The organism is Burkholderia sp. HI2714 (genome assembly GCF_002223085.1).
Taxonomy (GTDB): Bacteria; Pseudomonadota; Gammaproteobacteria; order Burkholderiales; family Burkholderiaceae; genus Burkholderia; species Burkholderia lata_D.
On the sequence record NZ_NKFM01000037.1, the window covers coordinates 40,370 to 57,828 of the forward strand.

The window sequence follows — 17,459 nt, forward strand, 5'->3', positions numbered from 1 at the left end:
CGCTCGCGCGAATCTCAAAATTGATGGGCGGAGTTTATTGGAGGAGGATTTTTTGGATTGATAAAAAGTGACAAATAGAGCGTTTTGAAAGTTAAAGGATGGTTAATAAGTCGTGTTTTGATGTATCCGCTCGGAATGTATTTGAAAGTTGCAAGAATGTTTAGTGCAGGGTTTGAAGCTTCCGCGCGCCTCGTGATTTTTCTTATAAAAATCATGGAGTTGCGTTGGTTTTGTGCGGTGGATTACACAACGGCGATGCTCAATCGTAAGACGAATGAAATAGCAAACGTTTGCGAGAGAAGTATTTCTTTCATCGATGTAATGTTTGTTGGGGTGCCGGAGGATAATATGATTGACATCTTGTTAATTTGTTAATTAAAGATTTGATGGCTGATTTTATATTGATTTTATCGGTTATCTTTAAATCGATTTAATTTGAAATATCGAACATCGGACTATGCTGATCTGCGCATCTGGTCCGCTGCGATGGCCCGCGAGACGGGCGTTTCGGGCCGGTTGGCTCGTCGAATTTGTAAAAAAGTGCTACAACGAGGTGGGCCGGACCGCCGTCATTCATCTTTCGAATTTGTCCTATTGACTATTTCGGTGATGGTGACAATCGAGCAGGTTCGGCGACGGGGGCGAATCGGTCAGGCAGACGTGATCTGCGTCGACGGTGCGCCTGGCGGCGACAGGTTGCTGAAGAGGCTGTCCGGCATCGGTGGCGACGTCGCCGAATCGTCAAATCCCGGGTGTGACAATTTGTCCGCGCGCGCCGAAGCACTGAAGAAAAAAGGGCGGGAGTGAATGTGTCCGGTGCGCCACATCCGGCAGGTCGATGCAGGTCGGTGAGGCTCACACCGCACGCGAAGGGTCGGCCTCGAGCGAGCGGCGGGCAGGATAGCCCCCCGTGATGCGGCTCGTCATGGAAGTGCAACGAACGCGCAGCGACGTTCGAACGCGACGCAGCGGCGGGCCGTCGAACGGGACGGATGCCTCGATCGTCGCGTACTGCTCGTTGCGCGGCCGGATGCTGGCGATGCCGTCGCCGACATCCGGATCCCGGTGGAATTCAGCGGCCCGAGGTTTCGAGCGTCAAGGAAGGCGTTGCCCGGTTGCCCGATCGGACAACCGAGGCAACCGGGGGCAACCGGACTTCTACCCGGCGCGGCAGCCTTACTTCTTGAGAAACCGCAGCGCGAACCGCGCCATGCGCGGCACGAACATCGGGCGCAGCAGGCGCTTGTCGTAGCCGGCCATCCGCCGGTCGTTCTCGGCGAGGCACAGTTCGATCAGCTCGCGCGGATTGAGCGCGTCGCCGATATCGGCGGTGCCGGTTGCCGGGAAGTTCGCGTCACGAGCGACGCCGTCGGAATCGATGCCGCGCGCGATGCCGATGCGCTCCCGGATCAAATGCACCCACACGGCCGCGACCCGCGCGAAGAACCACGGCCGGCGCCACCACGGGAGCGAGCGCCAGTACCACGCGTACCAGTTCACGAAGAACAGGATATGGCGGCCTTCTTCCTGGATCACGGGCTCGAAGGTGTCGACGAGTTCGGGCGGGAAATAGCCGGAGCGCTGCGCGGAACGGAACAGGCCGAACGCGAAGAAGCTGTCGATGCATTCGCTGAAGCCCGTGACGATCCACCACCACTCGGGATCTTTCGGCGCAGGGTAGGCGGGCTCGGGGGCGAGCCGGATGCCGTATGCCGCGACGAGCTTCGACAGTACGACCTTGTGGCGCGCTTCCTCGCCGCCGTCCATCTCGAGCGCGCGGCGCAGCAGCGGATCGCCGATCGTCGCCGCATAGGTCGCCACGCGGATCGATGCGCGACCTTCGGTCTGCACCGCGATGTCCCAGATCGGCAGCGACGTGAGCCGTTTGAGCTCGGCGGGTGTGAGCGCCGGCCAGTCGATCACTGCCGGCTTGTACGGATTGTGTGTGTCGAGCAGCATGCGGCAGAACATCTGCATATGCGCATCGGAACCGATCCGGACCGGACCTTGCCTGTCGAAGGTCCAGTTGCGCATTGCGTGATCTGCTGCTGCATGCTCTTCCTGCAGCGTGTCACTCATGGCTGTTGTTATGCGATTACGGGTCGAAAGATTCTTGCATAGCTTCCGTAAACGCGTATTTTCGAGCGGCCATGTGCACGCCGGCGAGGCGTGCATCACGCGTTCGTGTCGACCCAGAGGCGGCCCCAGCGGGATGCGTAGGCCAGCGCGTGCTCTTCCTCGAAGAAGAAATCGATTGCGTCGAACGAAACGGCGCGCGGCGACGGGCCGCCGCTCGCCTTCTCGATCGTCAGGTTGGCGGCGAACAGCCCGTTCGGCAACCGGGCGGCAGCGGGGGCGACTTCGTAGCCCTTGTAGCGGATCGTACGGTTCATGGCGTGCGCGGAGAAAGTTCGGAGGTTCAGCGTACGAAAACCCGCCCGCGGCGTGAACCAATCTTTCGGCCAATGCAAATCACGCGGCGGGCTGAATCGTTATCGGCACGAGGGGCGCGGAAGGGCAGGCGGGAAGCAGCGTCGGCGTGCACGGCGCGTGGCCGTTGGTCCGAATGGGCACCGCCCGCGCCGGCGATTGGCGTCGGCCGGCGCGGGCGGTGGAAGGCGGGGAAATTACTGGTTGGCGATCTTCAGCACGGGCGCGAGTGCGTCGACCGAGGCCGCATGCGAGGCCGCGCGATGCGATGCGAACGCCAGCGCGAACTCGGCTGCCTGCGTGCCGACCGTCTCGAGCTGCGCGACGACCTTCGGATCCGAGCAGCTGTCGGCGCTGTCGAAGCGCGTTTCGAGCGTGTTCACGGTCGCTCCGAACGGCGTCGGCCAGCCGCGCAGCGCATGCACGATCGAACGCAGCGACGTCAGCACGGTGCCGGCCGCCTGCCAGCCGTAGGCGGTAACGATCAGGCCGACCGCGCGGCCGTCGAGATACGGGCGATCGTCTGCGCGCAGTTCCTCGAGCGTGTCGAGCGCGTTCTTCACGAGGCCGGAGACGCCGCCGTGATAGCCGGGCGTCGCGATGATGATGGCATCGGCCTGGCGCACGGCGTCGATCAGTTCGCGCTGCGCGTCGGTCAGCGTCTTGTGTTCGGGCGCGTAGTGCGGCAGCGTATGCAGGAACGGGCCGTCGAACAGCCGCGTGCGTGCGCCGGCCGCCTGCGCGCCGCGCAACGCGAACGACAGCGCGCGTTCGGTCGACGACGCTGCCCGGGTGGTACCGCCAATGCCGACGACGAACGGGCGGCGGTGTTGATCGAATGCAGTCAAGGGGCGCTCCTTGGGGATGGCTTGCCCGGCTAAGCACAGGCTTAAAACCAGATGGTAACGACCCCGCCGCCACTCTGAAAACGACTTTTCGTTCTATCGATATGCCGCGCGGCAGGGGCAATCGTGTGCGCGGTCGCCCAGATCGATAGCAGAAATGCTTGGTTGGGACGGCGGGCGGCGGTCGATAAGATGGGCCCGTCTCCTCCATGATGTCTCTACTGACATGGGTTGGCCCCGCCGCGCGGATGCAGGCGGGGCTTTTTTTCGTCCCGGTCAGGAAAAGGGGGCCGATGTGCCGGGCCGTTGCCCGTCGCCCGTTACCCGTTACTCGAACACCGGCCGGAAGAAGCTGCGCTCGTAGCTGACGATGCAGCGTGTTTCCTCCGCGTAGCGGAACGCGGCCTGGCAGGCCGGATCGTCCATCGAGCGTTCGCGGTAACGCTCGTATTCGGCGAGGCTCGGGAACGAGAACATCGCGAGCGCGATGTTGTTCGCCCCTTCGGACGGCAGGAAGTAGCCGTGATGCGTGCCGCCGAATTTTTCGACGAGCGGAATCCACATCTTGCCGTACGTTTCGAACTGGTCGAGCTTGTACGGATCGATGACGTAGCGAAGGTGGCAGGTGATCATGAGCGCGCTCGAAGCGGGGAGGATCCAGCGAGTCTGGATGGCGCCGCCGCATGTGTCAACGACACATGCCGACGCGTAATCCGGCCACGAGATGCGTTGCTTGCGCAAACAACGATCGGCGCGCTTTCATCTGTTCGCAACGACCCACGCAGCGCGGCGGCTCGCACCGTTACGCGCGTCTCTCCCGCGTGCATTTCCCCAAACTTTTACGACATTTTTTCTTGCGAGGGTGGCTGGCGCGCTCATAGACTTCGGGCATCCCAACCACGGAGCAAGGCAATGTCGATACCCTGGAACGCGATCGCCGAACACACCCCTGCCGCGCCGCCTTCCGTGTGCGCCGATCGGGTGATCGTGCGGCGTTTCGATCCGGCCTTCGACAGTTATGCACAACTCACGCCGATGCTGCATCGCGCGTTCGCGCGGCTCGGCGCGATGGGACTCAACTGCACGTGCGTCGACCAGAGCGAGGACGTCACGCGCCGCCGCGCGGAAGCGGGCGAGTGCTACGTCGCCGTGTGCGGCGGGCGCGTGATCGGCACGGCCACGCTGTATGCGACCGATCCTTCGTCGGCGTGCTCGCTGTACCGGCGCGAAGGCGTCGCGAGCGTGCGGCAGGTGGCGGTGGACCCCGATTGCCAGAGTCGCGGGATCGGCGCGTTGCTGCTGTCGTTCGCCGAGCAGTGGGCCGCGCTGCGCGGCTATACGCTGCTCGCACTCGATACGCCGCATCCCGCTTCGCACCTGCTCGCGTTCTACGGCGCGCAGGGTTTCGAGGTCGTCGACGTGATGCGCTTCGACGGCAAGCGCTACGACAGCGCGATCCTTTGCAAGCGGCCTGTCGCGCACCTTGCGCGCCGCGTGTCGCCGGCGTCACGCATGGCCGCGCGCGTGGCGGCCGTGCGGCGTCTTGCGCATGCGTTGCCGTCGCGCGTGGTCGCCGTGGCCCGGCGCGGCCAGCACGTGCGCCGTGGCGCAGGCTGGGCGGCACGACGCGCGGCCGGCGCCGCGAGTTGCCGCTCGTCGCCGTGGCGTCCGCGTCAGCACGGGCGCTACACGTTCGGCTGAACGCCGCGCCCCGGTTCGGGTTCCTGCTTTGCCGCGTAAACGTCGGATGAGCGGAGTGTGGCGCTCCCGCTCGTGTACGGCCCTTGAGACACCCCCGCCGCGCCGCGGCGAAACGGACGTTTACGCGCTTTTTATACCCCGACGCGATCCTTTGCCGCGATCTTCACGCGAACCTTCATAAGATGGTTGCGTGGAAATCGGAAGCCGCACGCGAGCATGCGCGAAGGCCGCCGGCTCGCCTGACCGATGCCGGATGCCGATGCGCGGGCGTGCCGGCAAAAGGAAACCGCCATGTCTCTCTCGCCCATGACAGGTCCGCGCCCAGCGCAGCCCGGCCATCCGCGCACGGCCGTGCGCTCGATGTTCGATCCCGCGCTCGTGCGCCCGGCGATCGCCGATTCGTTCCGCAAACTCACGCCGCGCACGCAGTTCCGCAACCCGGTGATGTTCTGCGTGTACGTCGGCAGCATCCTGACCACGATCCTGTGGATCGCCGCGCTGTTCGGCCAGGCTGAAGCCCCCGCCGGTTTCATCGTCGCGATCGCGCTGTGGCTGTGGTTCACCGTGCTGTTCGCGAACTTCGCCGAAGCGCTCGCGGAAGGGCGTTCGAAGGCGCAGGCCGCGTCGCTGCGCAGTGCGAAACACAACGTGGTCGCGAAAAAGCTCTCGGCGCCGCGTGCGAAGGCGGTCGTCGAAGTGATGGCATCGACCGGCCTGCGCAAAGGCGACGTCGTGCTCGTCGAAAACGGCGACACGATCCCGGCCGACGGCGACGTGATCGAAGGCGTCGCGTCGGTCGACGAATCGGCGATCACCGGTGAATCCGCGCCGGTGATCCGCGAGGCGGGTGGCGATTTCTCGTCGGTGACGGGTGGGACGCGCGTGCTGTCCGACTGGATCGTCGTGCGGGTCGCCGTCAATCCGGGCGAGGCGTTCCTCGACCGGATGATCGCGATGGTCGAAGGCGCGAAGCGCAAGAAGACGCCGAACGAGATCGCGCTGACGATCCTGCTCGTCGCGTTGACGATCGTGATGCTGCTCGCCACCGCCACCCTGCTGCCGTTCTCGACGTTCGCGGTCGAAGCGATGAAGGCCGGCCATGTCGTGACGATCACCGCTTTGGTTGCGCTGCTCGTGTGCCTGATCCCGACGACGATCGGCGGCCTCTTGTCCGCGATCGGCGTGGCCGGGATGAGCCGGATGATGCAGGCGAACGTGATCGCGACGTCGGGCCGTGCGGTGGAAGCCGCGGGCGACGTCGACGTGCTGCTGCTCGACAAGACCGGCACGATCACGCTCGGCAACCGCCAGGCGTCGGCGTTCGTGCCCGCGCCGTTCGTGACCGAGGAAGCGCTGGCCGATGCCGCGCAGCTGTCGTCGCTTGCCGACGAAACGCCGGAAGGCCGCAGCATCGTCGTGCTCGCGAAGCAGCGCTTCAACCTGCGCGAGCGCGACATGCAGGCACTGCACCCGGTGTTCCTGTCGTTCAGCGCGCAGACGCGGATGAGCGGCGTCGATCTGCCCGGCCGTGAAATCCGCAAAGGCGCGGCGGATGCGATCAAGCACTACGTCGAGTCCCACGGCGGCCGCGTCACCCGTGAAGTCGAGGCCGTCGTGACCGACATCGCGCGCCGGGGCAGCACGCCGCTCGCGGTGGCGGAGCGCGTCGACGGCGTTGCCCGCGTGCTCGGCGTGATCGAGCTGAAGGACATCGTGAAGGGCGGCATCAAGGAGCGCTTCGCGGAACTGCGCAAGATGGGCATCAAGACCGTGATGGTGACGGGCGACAACCGGCTGACGGCCGCGGCGATCGCGGCGGAAGCGGGCGTCGACGATTTCCTCGCGGAAGCGACGCCGGAAACCAAGCTCGCGACGATCCGCGAACATCAGGCGGCGGGCCGTCTGGTCGCGATGACGGGCGACGGCACCAACGATGCACCGGCGCTCGCGCAGGCAGACGTGGCGGTCGCGATGAATACGGGTACGCAGGCGGCGAAGGAAGCCGGCAACATGGTCGACCTCGACTCGAACCCGACGAAGCTGATCGAGATCGTCGAGATCGGCAAGCAGATGCTGATGACGCGCGGGTCGCTGACGACGTTCTCGATCGCGAACGACGTCGCGAAGTATTTCGCGATCATCCCGGCCGCGTTCGCGACGACGTATCCGCAACTGCGCGTGTTCGACGTGATGCATCTCGCGTCGCCGGCGTCGGCGATCCTGTCGGCGGTGATCTTCAACGCGCTGATCATCGTCGCGTTGATCCCGCTCGCGCTGAAGGGCGTGCGCTATCGCCCGCTCGGCGCCGCGCCGCTGCTGCGCCGCAACCTGCTGTTGTATGGCCTCGGTGGCGTACTGTTGCCGTTCCCGTTCATCAAGTTGATCGACATGGTGCTGGTGGCATGCGGATGGGCCTGAGCATGGGCGCGCACCACGCACCGGACGAAGGCGCTGCCGCATGAGCGAACCGAACGTCGTCATCGTGATCGTCGACGAAGACAGGTTCATCCGGCATTTCGTCCGTGTCGCGCTGAAGGCCGAGCACATGCACGTCTTCGAGGCCGCGACCGGAGCGGCGGGCGTGGCGGCCGTCGGCGCGCGACGTCCCGACCTGATCGTCGCGGACACGAACCTGCACGACATCGGCGGCACCGACCTGATCCATGCGCTGCGCGCGTGCTCGGCCGCGCCGCTGATCGTGCTGTCGGCACTGAGCGCGGAAAGCGACAAGGTGGCGGCGCTCGACGCGGGCGCGGACGACTACCTGACCAAGCCGTTCGGCGCCGCCGAGCTGATCGCACGGATTCGTGCGCACCTGCGGCGGCAAGCCGGCGGCGGGCGCATCGATGCGGCGTGCATCCGCTTCGGCGACGTGACCGTCGATCTCGGCGATCGCCAGGTGTTGCGCGGCGGGGCGCGCGTACATCTGAGCCCGATCGAATTCCGGCTGCTGGCCGCGCTCGCGCATCACGCGGGCCGGCTACTGACGCACGACCGCTTGCTGAGCGAAGTGTGGGGCGCGGCGCACGGCAAGGATGCGCACTACCTGCGCGTGTATGTCGGCCACCTGCGGCGCAAGCTGGAATGCGATCCGCGGCGGCCCGCGTACATCGTCACGGAGACGGGCGTCGGCTACCGGCTCGACGGTGCGCGATAGCGACGCGCTCAGGGATTCGCGGCCGTCCGCAGCGCGTCGCTCGCCGCGCCGTTCGAACGGCGCAGCTGCGCATCGAATTGCTGCACGCGCAGCGCGACCCGCTGCGCATAGCGCTTCGTGCCGCCGTTGTAGCGCACGAGCGCGGTTTCGACGTCGCCATCCGCATCGTCGAGATAGCCGCGGAAGATCGCCGCGCCGATCCGCACGTTGGTGGCCGGGTCGGAGAGATCCTTCACATGCACGACGAGATCGCGATGGGCGGTGGGCATCACCTGCATCAACCCGCGCGCGCCGGCGACACTGACCGCGTGGCGATCGAAGCCCGACTCGACCGCGATGATCGCGAGCAGCAGTGCCGGAGCAAGCCCGTAGCGATCCGATTCGGTCTGCACCGCGCGGGCGATCGTGCGCGCGTCGGCGTACGCGACGTGAAAGCGGTTGCGCAGCGCGGTGACGATCGTGTCGAGGGTCGGGGGAAGCGAGGGTTCGGGCGTGCTGGCTGCGCTGACCGGCGCCGCTGGCGTGTCGTCGGCATGCGCGGGCAATGCGATCGACAGCGGCAGCACGATCGGGAAGCGCAGCAGAAGGCGCTTCAGCCGCAGGGCCGGGCGCACGCGCGTGCGTGGCAGCGGCCGGTCATACGATGGATAGGTTTCCTGCATGTCGTCGCATCGTGGTTCCGATGCGACGACTGTACGCAGTTATGTATTGCGACCGTCGAAAGAAACCGGCACGCGAGATAAACGGCGCGTAAAGACGGGCGGTGCACGTGGCTGCGCGGCGTCACCCGTCTCGGCCGTGCGTATCGCCGCCGCCTTTTGCGAGGCGCCACGCAATCGTGCCGAGCACGCCGACCGCGACGACCAGCGCGCCCCACAGCACGTAGCGGCGCGGTGCATCCGTATCGGCGGCTGATGCCGGCGCGACCGCCGACGCCGGCAACGCCGCGCCGACGCGCGCGGGCCGCACTTCGGGCGCCATGCCCACCAGCAACGCGTCGCGGCTCACGGCCGACGACACGAGCGACGCGTCGCCGACGCCGAGCGTAAACGGCGGCGTGCCGCGCGCGACGAACGTCAGCGCGGCCGGATGCCAGCCGATCGCGACGGCCGGCTGGCCGCCGCCGAATCCGCCATTGCGCATGTCGACGACGATCCGCCACGCGCGATCCGTATTCGCCGCGAATTCGAGCGGCGGATTGCGCTGCTCGCCGGCCTTGCCCTGCAACCGGAACAGCACGGCGCCCGCGACGTCGCGCCACGGCGCCTGCGCGTCGGCGCGGCTCTGCAGCGTCGCGCGCGCGACGGTATTCGGCTGCGGCAGGTCGATGCGCACGCGGTCGACCGGATACGCACCATCGGTGTCGAACAGATACTCGCCTGGCGTGCTGCCGGCCCGCACGCGCACGGCGTCGCGCCATTGGCGCGGCACGGATGCGGTGTCGGTCCCGCGTGCGTCGCGCGGGTGCGTCTCGACCTCGATCGACGCGATCGCGGGCGCACCGTCGAGCCAGTCGAGCCTCAGATAGCGCGGCGCTGCGCCTTCGAGCGCGATGCGTTCCTGCACCAGCATCGCGTCGCCGTGACCCACCTTCAGCAGTTGCGTGCTGCCGAGCGACCGCCAGCTGCGCAGGTCGTCGCTGGCTTCGACGGCGACACGCCCCTGGTAGCTGTCGTCGCTCACGTGCACGAGCAGCGCGTCGATCTCGCCGTCCGCATGCGACAGGTCGACGAGATCCGCGCCGTGCTTCGCACGCACCGGTGCGGCGACGCCCGCGCGCAGCGCACCGTCGGGGCCGACCGTCACGCCGAGCGGCGCGTTGCCGTTGTCGGCGCGCGCGGGTGGCAGCGGAAACCCGTGCACCGGCGTGCGCTTCGGCGGGACGGCGGGCGCGGCAGCGGCGGGCGCGTCGAGCGAATACGGTACCGGCTCCCCCGCGCCGTTGAAGATACGCACGTCGCCGAGGTCGTCGCGCCGGCTCGCCGCGTAGACGGGCTGCGGCACGGTGAGCTGGTAATACGCGGCGGTGCCGTCGAGATCGAGCGAGAAGCGCTGCGCGACGCGCCCGTCGGCCGCCGCGAACGACGCGAGCAGGCTCAGTCCGAGCAGGGCGGCGAGTCGTTTCATGGCGTGTCGTCCTGCGGCGCAGCGGCCTTCGGCGGCAGCGGCGAGAAATACCCGATCAACAGCAGCAGCACGCCGATGCCGATGAACGACACGATGCGCTCGATACCGGTCACGTGCGACAGGTCGAACAGGAACAGCTTGACGACCGTGAGCGCGAGCAGCGCGGCGCCGACGAACCACAGCGGGCGCAGCCCGCGGCGCGTGGCCCAGATCGTGATGGCGAGCGCGCAGAGCGTCCAGTACACGGACACCGACGCCTGCACGAGCGTCGATTCCGCCATCGCGCCGAGTTCGTACGGCACGCCGGCCCAGTGATGCAGCGTACGCAGCAGGATCGCGTTCAGCCACAGGAACGCGGTCGCGCCGGCCGCGCTCAGCAGCTCGACGCGATACTTGCCGAACGACCAGCCGAGCTTGCGTGCGCGCACGAACCACGAGGCGGCGAGCGCATAGACCACCGCGAGCACGAGGTCGAGCGGGTTGAAGAGCGGCACGCGCGCCCAGCTTCCGCCGTCCTGCGTGAAGTTCGCGTAGAAGGTCCACGCCCACATCACAACGATCAGCGGCAGCGACGCGAGCGCGCACACGCGGGCGATGCCGTCGCGGCGCGTCAGCCACATCCCGGTGAACGCGAACAGGCTCCAGCCGACCATGAACACCTGCTGGATGCCGAACGACGACAGCACGGTGTCGATGTCGTAGCCCAGGTGGAAACGGTGATGCAGCGTGCGCAGCATCAGCGCGTTGAACCACAGGAACACGGTCGCGATGGCCGCGTAGTCGACGACGCGCGGATGCCACACGATGCCGAGCGTCTTCAGCCGGCGCAGCCACACGGCGAATGCAATGAACACCAGGCACTGCGCGATGTCGAGCGGGTTGAGCAGCGGCAGCCAGAAGAGCGGCGCCGCGTTGCCGTCGCTGGTCACGCTGGCGAGGCTCCACAACCACAGCAGCGCCGCGAGCGGCGCCGCGCCCCACACCTGGTACGCGCGCGGAAACGCCGCGACGGGCCAGCGCAGCCGCGAGCCGGGGCCCGACACCAGCAGGAGCAGCGCACCGAAGCCATAGGCCCACGCGCTCCAGCTCCACGCACCTTCGGGCACGTACGCACGCAGGCGCCAGAAGCCTTCGAGCGACAGCAGCCCGCACACGGTCCAGAACATCAGCGTATGCAGCGGCGCGATGATGCCTGCGGAGATGGATTGCAAGACGCCGCGCGCCGAGCCTTGCGCGGAATCGGCGCCTGCCGTGCCGCGCGACTGGCGCCACAGCAGCGCAAGGCCTGCGCCGACGGCGACGGGCCACGCGAACGCGCCCATCCCCGACAGCGGCGCTTCGTGCGCATCGAACGCACGCAGCGCGAGCAGCGCCAGCACCGGCGTCAGCGCGAGCGCCGGCCATTCGGCGAGCGGCCACGCCAGCCGGCGGCGGGCGACGTGCGCGAGCCATGCGGTGCCGGCCGCGAACAGCGCGGTCGTATCGACGACGAAGCGGTCGGCATGCAGGTCGACGTGACGGCTCGCGTAGAGAAGGATCTCGTGCAGGCCGCCGCTCACCCACCACAGCAGTCCCCACGCGGCGGCCGCGGCGCCGATCTCGGGCATCCACGCATGCCACGCGCGCGCTTCGCCGCGCCCGTGCAGCCACCAGCCGGTGAACAGGCCGGCGAGCGCGATCAGCAGCATCGCGATGGTCGGGCTGTTCAGTACGGGCAGCGCGTTCACGTCGGCCGGCCCGAGCAGGCTCGTGAAGAACGCGCCGGCCGCGGCAACCTGCATCAGCAAGCCGAAGCCGAACCGCAGCATGCGCTTCTCGCGCACGCCGAGCCAGACGACGGCCGCGCCTTCGATCGCCCACGCGGCGCTGGTCGTCGGACCGGAGAACGCGAGCGGCACGGCCAGCGTCGCGAAGATCACCGCGAGCGCGAGCGTGGATTCGAACAGCAGCGCGAGGCGGTCGCGGCGCCGCGCGAGCCACGCGGAGACCACGACGTAGAACGCCGACAGCGCGACGGCGCTCCATGCGAGCCCGAACGGCATGTCCTTCACGAGCGACGCCTGCAGCGCGGTCGCGACGATCGGCGTGCCGAACACGAGCGTGCCGTCCACGTAGTGCCGCAGCGCGAGTTCGCGCTTCACCGCATACAGCAGCGCGATGCCGACATACATCAGGAAGAACAGGATGAGGAACGGCTCGGTGCTCGCGAACAGCGCGGGGCGGTAGGCCGTCACGCCCCACGCCGAGCCGATCGTGAACGTGAAGACGAAGCCGAGCAGGTTCAGCGGACGCCAGGCCTTGAACCAGGCGATCGCGAAGATGCCCGCGTTCAGCAGCGCGTAGTAGCTGAACAGCGCGACGTGGTTGCCCTGGCCGGTCGACAGCAGCACCGGCGCGAGAAAGCCGCCGGCGCTGCCCATGAACGCGAGCGGCAGTGCGTTCTGCCGCACCGCGAGGAACGCGCTCAGCGCGCACACGGCCACCATCAGCGGGAACGCGGCACCGACGGGCAGCAGCGTGTAAAGCTTGGTCGCGGCGAAGATCGTCAGGTACAGGATGCCGACGCCGCCGCCCTGCAGCACGAGCCCGTACGCCGCACGGCGCGCGCGCACGCGCCAGCCGATCACGAGCAGCGCGGCCGCGGCGAGCGCGGTACCCGCGAGGCGGAATTCGATCGGCAGCATGCTGTTGTCGGCCGCGTACTTGAGCAGGAACGCGACGCCGAAGAACAGCACGATGATCCCGACGCGCACGACCGTGTTGCCGCCGAGCAGCCAGTCGCGTGCGGCGCGGAATGCGCGCTCGACGAGGTCGGGTTCACGTGGTTTGGGCGGCGCGGGAGGCGCCGACGGTGCGGGCGTCGGGGCGGCAGGTGTTTCGCTCGCGCGGATCGCGGCGGCTGGTGTCGGTGCCGGCGTGGCGGCGCGAGCGGGGGTGGGGGTGGGCGCCGGTGCCGATGCGGACGCCGGTGCGTCCGGGCGTGCAGCGGCCGGCTGGGCAGGCGCGCGCGGCGGCAGGGCGGTCGAAGGCGGGAAAGTTGCGGATGGGGCTACCGAGGCAGATGCAGAGGCGTCCCCGGTGGGCGTGTGCACGGTCGCGTCAGTCGTGGCCGAGCCGGCCTTCGCACCGGCCAGCTGGCCGCGCAACGACGCGACTTCACGCGTCAGCGTCTCGACGGTCGCCTCGAGGCGTGCGACGCGCTCGGCCAACGGAACCGGCGGCTGGACGGGCGGTGCCTGCATCGCGAACGCATCGGAGGCCGTGCCTTTGCTTTTGCGCTTGCGCTGTTGCAGCGTGTTGTCGAGGCAGAACCCGATCGCGGCGCCGAGCACTGCGCCGGTGATGGCGGAGAAATCCCCGATCAATGCGGCAATCCCGCCCACGATGAAGCCGATTGCGGTAAAAGCCCAGTTCATCTCGCCCTGCTCCCTCTCTCGTATCGTTATCAGCCTGCGATCGGATGTTTGCCGGTCGAGGCGGTATCGGCATGGCCGGCAGGCGAACCGGCATGCGCTGGTGACCCCGGTGGCCGCATGGCGGCCTGCGTCGCGGTCAGCCTGTTGGCGGGGAATGTATCACAGCGGCCGTCGCGGATTTTCCGGGTTGGCGCGGTATCGTGGCGTGCACCGTCCGGTGTCGCCGCGCGGCTTTTTGCACGGTCATGCTTTTTATTGGTGGACGCGATGCGCTTTCGTCTGAACAGATCGGCGCGTGATCGGACGTGAAATTGTCGTAAAGCGACGCGTGCCCGATGCGAATTGCCGCAAGGCGCGACGCGATATGCGCCGCGCTGCTGCGCACAAGTCCGACGCGCGATGCCCGCCGTTGCTGGCCGTGCGCGTATTGCGCCGCCGCAATCGGGTGCCGTCGCGTGCCGCGGCCCGCCCGGCGGGGCTGGCGGCCGTGTCGTATTTGCGCAAGCGTTTGTCGTAATTCGTCGGCAGGTCGGGGTTTTTTCTGGCAACTATGTAGGCACGCTAAGACAAGCGCGAGTCCCCGCTACACGAGGAGAAGGTTTCGATGGATGCCCCCAAGGTCGTGGTCGAAGGTCTGTGCAAGGTGTTTGGAAGCAACCCGCAGCAGGCGCTCGACATGCTCGCCGCCGGCGCGACGAAGGACGATGTGCTCAAGCGCACCGGCCAGGTCGTCGGCGTGCACAACGTCTCCTTCGATGTGCAGGAAGGCGAAATTTTCGTGCTGATGGGCCTGTCCGGCTCCGGCAAGTCCACGCTGATCCGCCTCGTGAACCGGCTGGTCGATCCCAGCGCCGGCAAGGTGATGATCGACGGGCTCGACGTCGCGTCGGCGCGCCGCTCGGCGCTGACCGCGCTGCGCCGCAAGGACATGAGCATGGTGTTCCAGTCGTTCGCGCTGATGCCGCATCGCACCGTCGTGTCGAATGCCGCGTTCGGACTCGAAGTCGGGGGCATGGGCAAGAAGGAACGCGAGCGGCGTGCGATGGAAGTGCTCGAGCAGGTCGGCCTCGCACCGTTCTCGCACAAGCTGCCGTCCGAGCTGTCGGGCGGCATGCAGCAGCGCGTCGGCCTCGCCCGCGCGCTGGCCGTGAACCCGTCGCTGATGATCATGGACGAGGCGTTCTCCGCGCTCGATCCGCTCAAGCGCCGGGAAATGCAGGATGTGCTGCTGCAGCTGCAGAAGGAACAACGCCGCACGATCATGTTCGTGTCGCACGATCTGGAAGAAGCGCTGCGCATCGGCAACCGCATCGCGATCATGGAAGGTGGCCGGCTCGTGCAGGTCGGCACGCCGCAGGACATCATCGCGAACCCGGCCGACGATTACGTGCGCGCGTTCTTCGACGGCATCGACACCAGCCGCTACCTGACGGCCGGCGACCTGATGCAGACGGGCGCCGTGCCGATCGTGTCGAAGTGCGATGCCGCGAACGTCGCGGCGACGCTGAACGGCAGTGCCGACTATGCGTTCGTGCTCGATGCACAACGCAAGATCCGCGGCTTCGTCACGCGCGATGCGATCGGTCAGGCGACGCCGTCCGTGAGCCCGATCGAATCCATCCGGCGCGACGCGTCGCTCGAACATGTCGTCGCGCGTGTGGTCGCGAGCCCGAATGCACTGCCGGTCGTCGACGACGACGGCTGCTACTGCGGCTCGGTCGATCGTGCGCTCATCCTGAAGGCCATCACGCGTTCGCGAGGTTCCCATGTCTGAAATGATTCCGCTCGGTACCTGGGTCGACCAGTCCGTTCACTACCTGCTCGACCACGACGCCAAGACGTTCGACACGATCGGTCAGGTGATCGAGGGGCTCGCGGCATTCGTCGAGCACGGCCTGCAGGCGATCCCGATGTGGCTGATGATGGCGATCTTCATCGGCGTCGGGCTGTGGCGGGTGGGCTGGCGCTTCGCGCTGTTCACGACGCTGTCGCTGCTGCTGATCTTCGCGACGGGCTTCTGGGACCAGACGGTCATCACGCTCGGCCTCACGCTGTCGTCGACGATCATCAGCCTCGTGCTCGGCATCCCGCTCGGCATCTGGGCGGCGAAGAGCAAGTGGGTCGCCGCGATCGTGCGCCCGATCCTCGACCTGATGCAGACGATGCCCGCGTTCGTCTACCTGATTCCGGCCGCGATGCTGTTCGGTCTCGGCCGCGTGCCGGGGATCCTGTCGACGGTGATCTTCGCGATGCCGCCGGCGGTGCGCCTCACGAGCCTCGGCATCCGCCACGTGAACCGCGAGATCGTCGAAGCCGGCCAGGCCTTCGGCTGCACGCCGTGGCAGCTGCTGTACAAGGTGCAGTTCCCGAATGCGCTGCCGTCGATCATGCAGGGCGTGAACCAGACGATCATGATGGCGCTGTCGATGGTGATCATCGCGTCGATGGTGGGTGCAGGCGGCCTCGGCAACGACGTGCTCGCCAGTATCCAGCGCCTCGACATCGGCCTCGGCTTCGAAAGCGGTCTGTCGGTCGTGCTGCTCGCGATCATTCTCGACCGCATTACCGAAAGCTTCGGCCGTGCGCCGGGCACCGTGAAGGCGCCGCTGTTCTCGGGTCTCAAGCAGCTGTTTCGCGTGAAGGCCGCGCCCGCCCAGGCTTGACCTCCAGCGGCCGGAACCCTCCGGCCGCTCAACCTGAATAGAGATAACGGCCTCCGCGGCTTTGGCCGCGGGGCTGGCCCCCTGCAACCTCCTCGCCAGGAGACCGATGTGACGTCCGCCGTCGCTGTCGCGCCCGCAGCCTGCGTTTCACCGGTTTCATCTCTCGCCCATTTCGGCTTCCTGACGCTGCCGAACTTTTCGATGATCGCGTTCTCGAGCGCTGTCGAAGTGCTTCGGATGGCGAACTATGTCGGGCGCGCCGATCACTACCAGTGGTCGATCTATTCGCTCGACGGCAGTCCGGTGCACGCCAGCAACGGCATCGCGGTACGGCCCACGCAGGCGCTCGACTACACGAACCTGCCCGACGTGATGATCGTGTGCGGCGGCATCCGCATCCGCGACGTGGTCGACGAAGGCGCGCGCGATACGCTCGCGGCGCTCGCCGAACGTGGTCTGCCGCTCGGCGGCATCTGCACGGGCGCGTATGCGCTGATGTCGAGCGGGCTGCTCGACGGCTATCGCTGCACCGTGCACTGGGAGAACCTGTCCGCGCTGCATGCCGAGTTTCCGCAAGTGGGTTTTGCGGACGAACTGTTCGTCGTCGACCGCGACCGGCTGACCTGCACCGGCGGCACCGCGCCGCTCGACCTGATGCTGAACCTCGTCGGCATGCGCTTCGGCCAGCAGCTGGCCGCGCAGGTATCCGAGCAGTTCATCCTGGAGCGCATCCGCAGCTCGACGGACACGCAGCCGATTCCGGTCGATGCGCGCGTCGGCTTCTCGCGCGCGGAGCTGATCGAGGTCGTGCGGCTGATGGAGGCGAACATCGAGGAGCCGCTGTCGCTCGAGGAGCTCGCACGGCTCGTGCGGCTGTCGCAGCGGCACCTGCAGCGCATGTTCAAGGTGTACCTGAACGTGTCGCCGACCCACTATTACCTGACGCTGCGCCTGAAGCGCGCACGCGACCTGCTGCGCACGACCGACGCGTCGATCGCACGCGTGACGACGGTCTGCGGCTTTCATTCGCCATGCCATTTCAGCAAGGCCTACCGTGCGCAGTTCGGCCACGCGCCGAGCTACGAGCGCCGGTTGCCCGGGCGCTGACCGAACCTCTGGT

The 17,459-nt window shown here is 67.3% G+C and carries 13 protein-coding genes and 1 pseudogene; 7 read left to right on the forward strand and 7 right to left on the reverse strand.

Annotated features, from left to right (window positions below; all coding sequences use genetic code 11):
• Positions 1–435 precede the first annotated feature (435 nt).
• Positions 436–807, forward strand: a complete 372-nt coding sequence (locus CFB82_RS42335) for a hypothetical protein (RefSeq protein ID WP_143750947.1) — start codon at positions 436–438, stop codon at positions 805–807.
• Positions 808–1,176: 369 nt separating this feature from the next.
• Here the strand turns inward: CFB82_RS42335 and CFB82_RS20665 are convergent, their stop codons facing one another.
• The 4 genes from CFB82_RS20665 to CFB82_RS20680 all read right to left on the reverse strand — a co-directional run bounded on the left by CFB82_RS20665 (position 1,177) and on the right by CFB82_RS20680 (position 3,908).
• Positions 1,177–2,079 (reverse strand): aminomethyltransferase, encoded by a 903-nt coding sequence (locus tag CFB82_RS20665; RefSeq protein WP_089485078.1) that lies wholly within the window; start codon positions 2,077–2,079, stop codon positions 1,177–1,179.
• A gap of 95 nt (positions 2,080–2,174) precedes the next feature.
• Positions 2,175–2,393, reverse strand: a complete 219-nt coding sequence (locus tag CFB82_RS20670) for a hypothetical protein (RefSeq protein WP_011354057.1) — start codon at positions 2,391–2,393, stop codon at positions 2,175–2,177.
• Positions 2,394–2,627: 234 nt separating this feature from the next.
• On the reverse strand, positions 2,628–3,278 hold the full coding sequence (locus CFB82_RS20675; protein ID WP_027790596.1) for an NADPH-dependent FMN reductase: 651 nt from the start codon (positions 3,276–3,278) through the stop codon (positions 2,628–2,630).
• A gap of 324 nt (positions 3,279–3,602) precedes the next feature.
• Positions 3,603–3,908, reverse strand: a complete 306-nt coding sequence (locus tag CFB82_RS20680; protein WP_089448296.1) for an NIPSNAP family protein — start codon at positions 3,906–3,908, stop codon at positions 3,603–3,605.
• 279 nt (positions 3,909–4,187) lie between these two features.
• Here CFB82_RS20680 and CFB82_RS20685 point away from each other — a divergent pair, with 279 nt between their 5' ends.
• The 3 genes from CFB82_RS20685 to CFB82_RS20695 all read left to right on the forward strand — a co-directional run bounded on the left by CFB82_RS20685 (position 4,188) and on the right by CFB82_RS20695 (position 8,133).
• Entirely contained in the window at positions 4,188–4,976 is a 789-nt protein-coding gene (locus CFB82_RS20685) for a GNAT family N-acetyltransferase (protein WP_089485079.1), read from the forward strand.
• 360 nt (positions 4,977–5,336) lie between these two features.
• Positions 5,337–7,394 (forward strand): potassium-transporting ATPase subunit KdpB, encoded by a 2,058-nt coding sequence (gene kdpB, locus CFB82_RS20690; RefSeq protein ID WP_089485249.1) that lies wholly within the window; start codon positions 5,337–5,339, stop codon positions 7,392–7,394.
• A 40-nt stretch (positions 7,395–7,434) separates the two neighbouring features.
• Positions 7,435–8,133 (forward strand): response regulator, encoded by a 699-nt coding sequence (locus tag CFB82_RS20695; RefSeq protein ID WP_089485080.1) that lies wholly within the window; start codon positions 7,435–7,437, stop codon positions 8,131–8,133.
• 8 nt (positions 8,134–8,141) lie between these two features.
• On the opposite strand, the gene CFB82_RS20700 is transcribed toward CFB82_RS20695, so the two are convergent.
• The 3 genes from CFB82_RS20700 to CFB82_RS20710 form a co-directional block, all read right to left on the reverse strand.
• Positions 8,142–8,795 (reverse strand): lytic transglycosylase domain-containing protein, encoded by a 654-nt coding sequence (locus CFB82_RS20700; protein WP_089485081.1) that lies wholly within the window; start codon positions 8,793–8,795, stop codon positions 8,142–8,144.
• Positions 8,796–8,916: 121 nt separating this feature from the next.
• Positions 8,917–10,260, reverse strand: a complete 1,344-nt coding sequence (locus CFB82_RS20705) for a DUF3999 domain-containing protein (protein ID WP_089485082.1) — start codon at positions 10,258–10,260, stop codon at positions 8,917–8,919.
• Complete coding sequence (locus CFB82_RS20710; protein ID WP_089485083.1) at positions 10,257–13,676, reverse strand: DUF2339 domain-containing protein; 3,420 nt, start codon at positions 13,674–13,676, stop codon at positions 10,257–10,259. Before CFB82_RS20710 ends, CFB82_RS20705 begins: the two co-directional genes overlap by 4 nt.
• A 322-nt stretch (positions 13,677–13,998) precedes the next feature.
• Here CFB82_RS20710 and CFB82_RS20720 point away from each other — a divergent pair.
• The 3 genes and pseudogenes from CFB82_RS20720 to CFB82_RS20730 form a co-directional block, all read left to right on the forward strand.
• Positions 13,999–15,450, forward strand: a pseudogene (locus tag CFB82_RS20720) (betaine/proline/choline family ABC transporter ATP-binding protein); the annotation flags it as partial.
• Positions 15,443–16,339: a choline ABC transporter permease subunit gene (choW, locus tag CFB82_RS20725; RefSeq protein ID WP_089485084.1), complete on the forward strand. Its 897-nt coding sequence runs from the start codon at positions 15,443–15,445 to the stop codon at positions 16,337–16,339. The pseudogene CFB82_RS20720 and the gene choW, both read left to right, overlap by 8 nt.
• Positions 16,340–16,447: 108 nt before the next feature.
• The gene (locus CFB82_RS20730; protein WP_011354068.1) at positions 16,448–17,446 is read left to right on the forward strand and encodes a GlxA family transcriptional regulator; all 999 of its coding nucleotides are present in this window, start codon (positions 16,448–16,450) and stop codon (positions 17,444–17,446) included.
• The last annotated feature ends 13 nt before the right edge of the window (positions 17,447–17,459 follow it).

Bases quoted from the DNA above. Each gene is read 5' to 3' on its own strand.
- kdpB (WP_089485249.1), top strand. From the start codon at position 5,337: ATGTTCGATCCCGCGCTCGTGCGCCCGGCGATCGCCGATTCGTTCCGC.
- CFB82_RS20700 (WP_089485081.1), bottom strand. From the start codon at position 8,795: ATGCAGGAAACCTATCCATCGTATGACCGGCCGCTGCCACGCACGCGC.
- CFB82_RS20680 (WP_089448296.1), bottom strand. From the start codon at position 3,908: ATGATCACCTGCCACCTTCGCTACGTCATCGATCCGTACAAGCTCGAC.
- choW (WP_089485084.1), top strand. From the start codon at position 15,443: ATGTCTGAAATGATTCCGCTCGGTACCTGGGTCGACCAGTCCGTTCAC.
- CFB82_RS20705 (WP_089485082.1), bottom strand. From the start codon at position 10,260: ATGAAACGACTCGCCGCCCTGCTCGGACTGAGCCTGCTCGCGTCGTTC.
- CFB82_RS20695 (WP_089485080.1), top strand. From the start codon at position 7,435: ATGAGCGAACCGAACGTCGTCATCGTGATCGTCGACGAAGACAGGTTC.
- CFB82_RS20710 (WP_089485083.1), bottom strand. From the start codon at position 13,676: ATGAACTGGGCTTTTACCGCAATCGGCTTCATCGTGGGCGGGATTGCC.
- CFB82_RS20670 (WP_011354057.1), bottom strand. From the start codon at position 2,393: ATGAACCGTACGATCCGCTACAAGGGCTACGAAGTCGCCCCCGCTGCC.
- CFB82_RS20665 (WP_089485078.1), bottom strand. From the start codon at position 2,079: ATGAGTGACACGCTGCAGGAAGAGCATGCAGCAGCAGATCACGCAATG.
- CFB82_RS20685 (WP_089485079.1), top strand. From the start codon at position 4,188: ATGTCGATACCCTGGAACGCGATCGCCGAACACACCCCTGCCGCGCCG.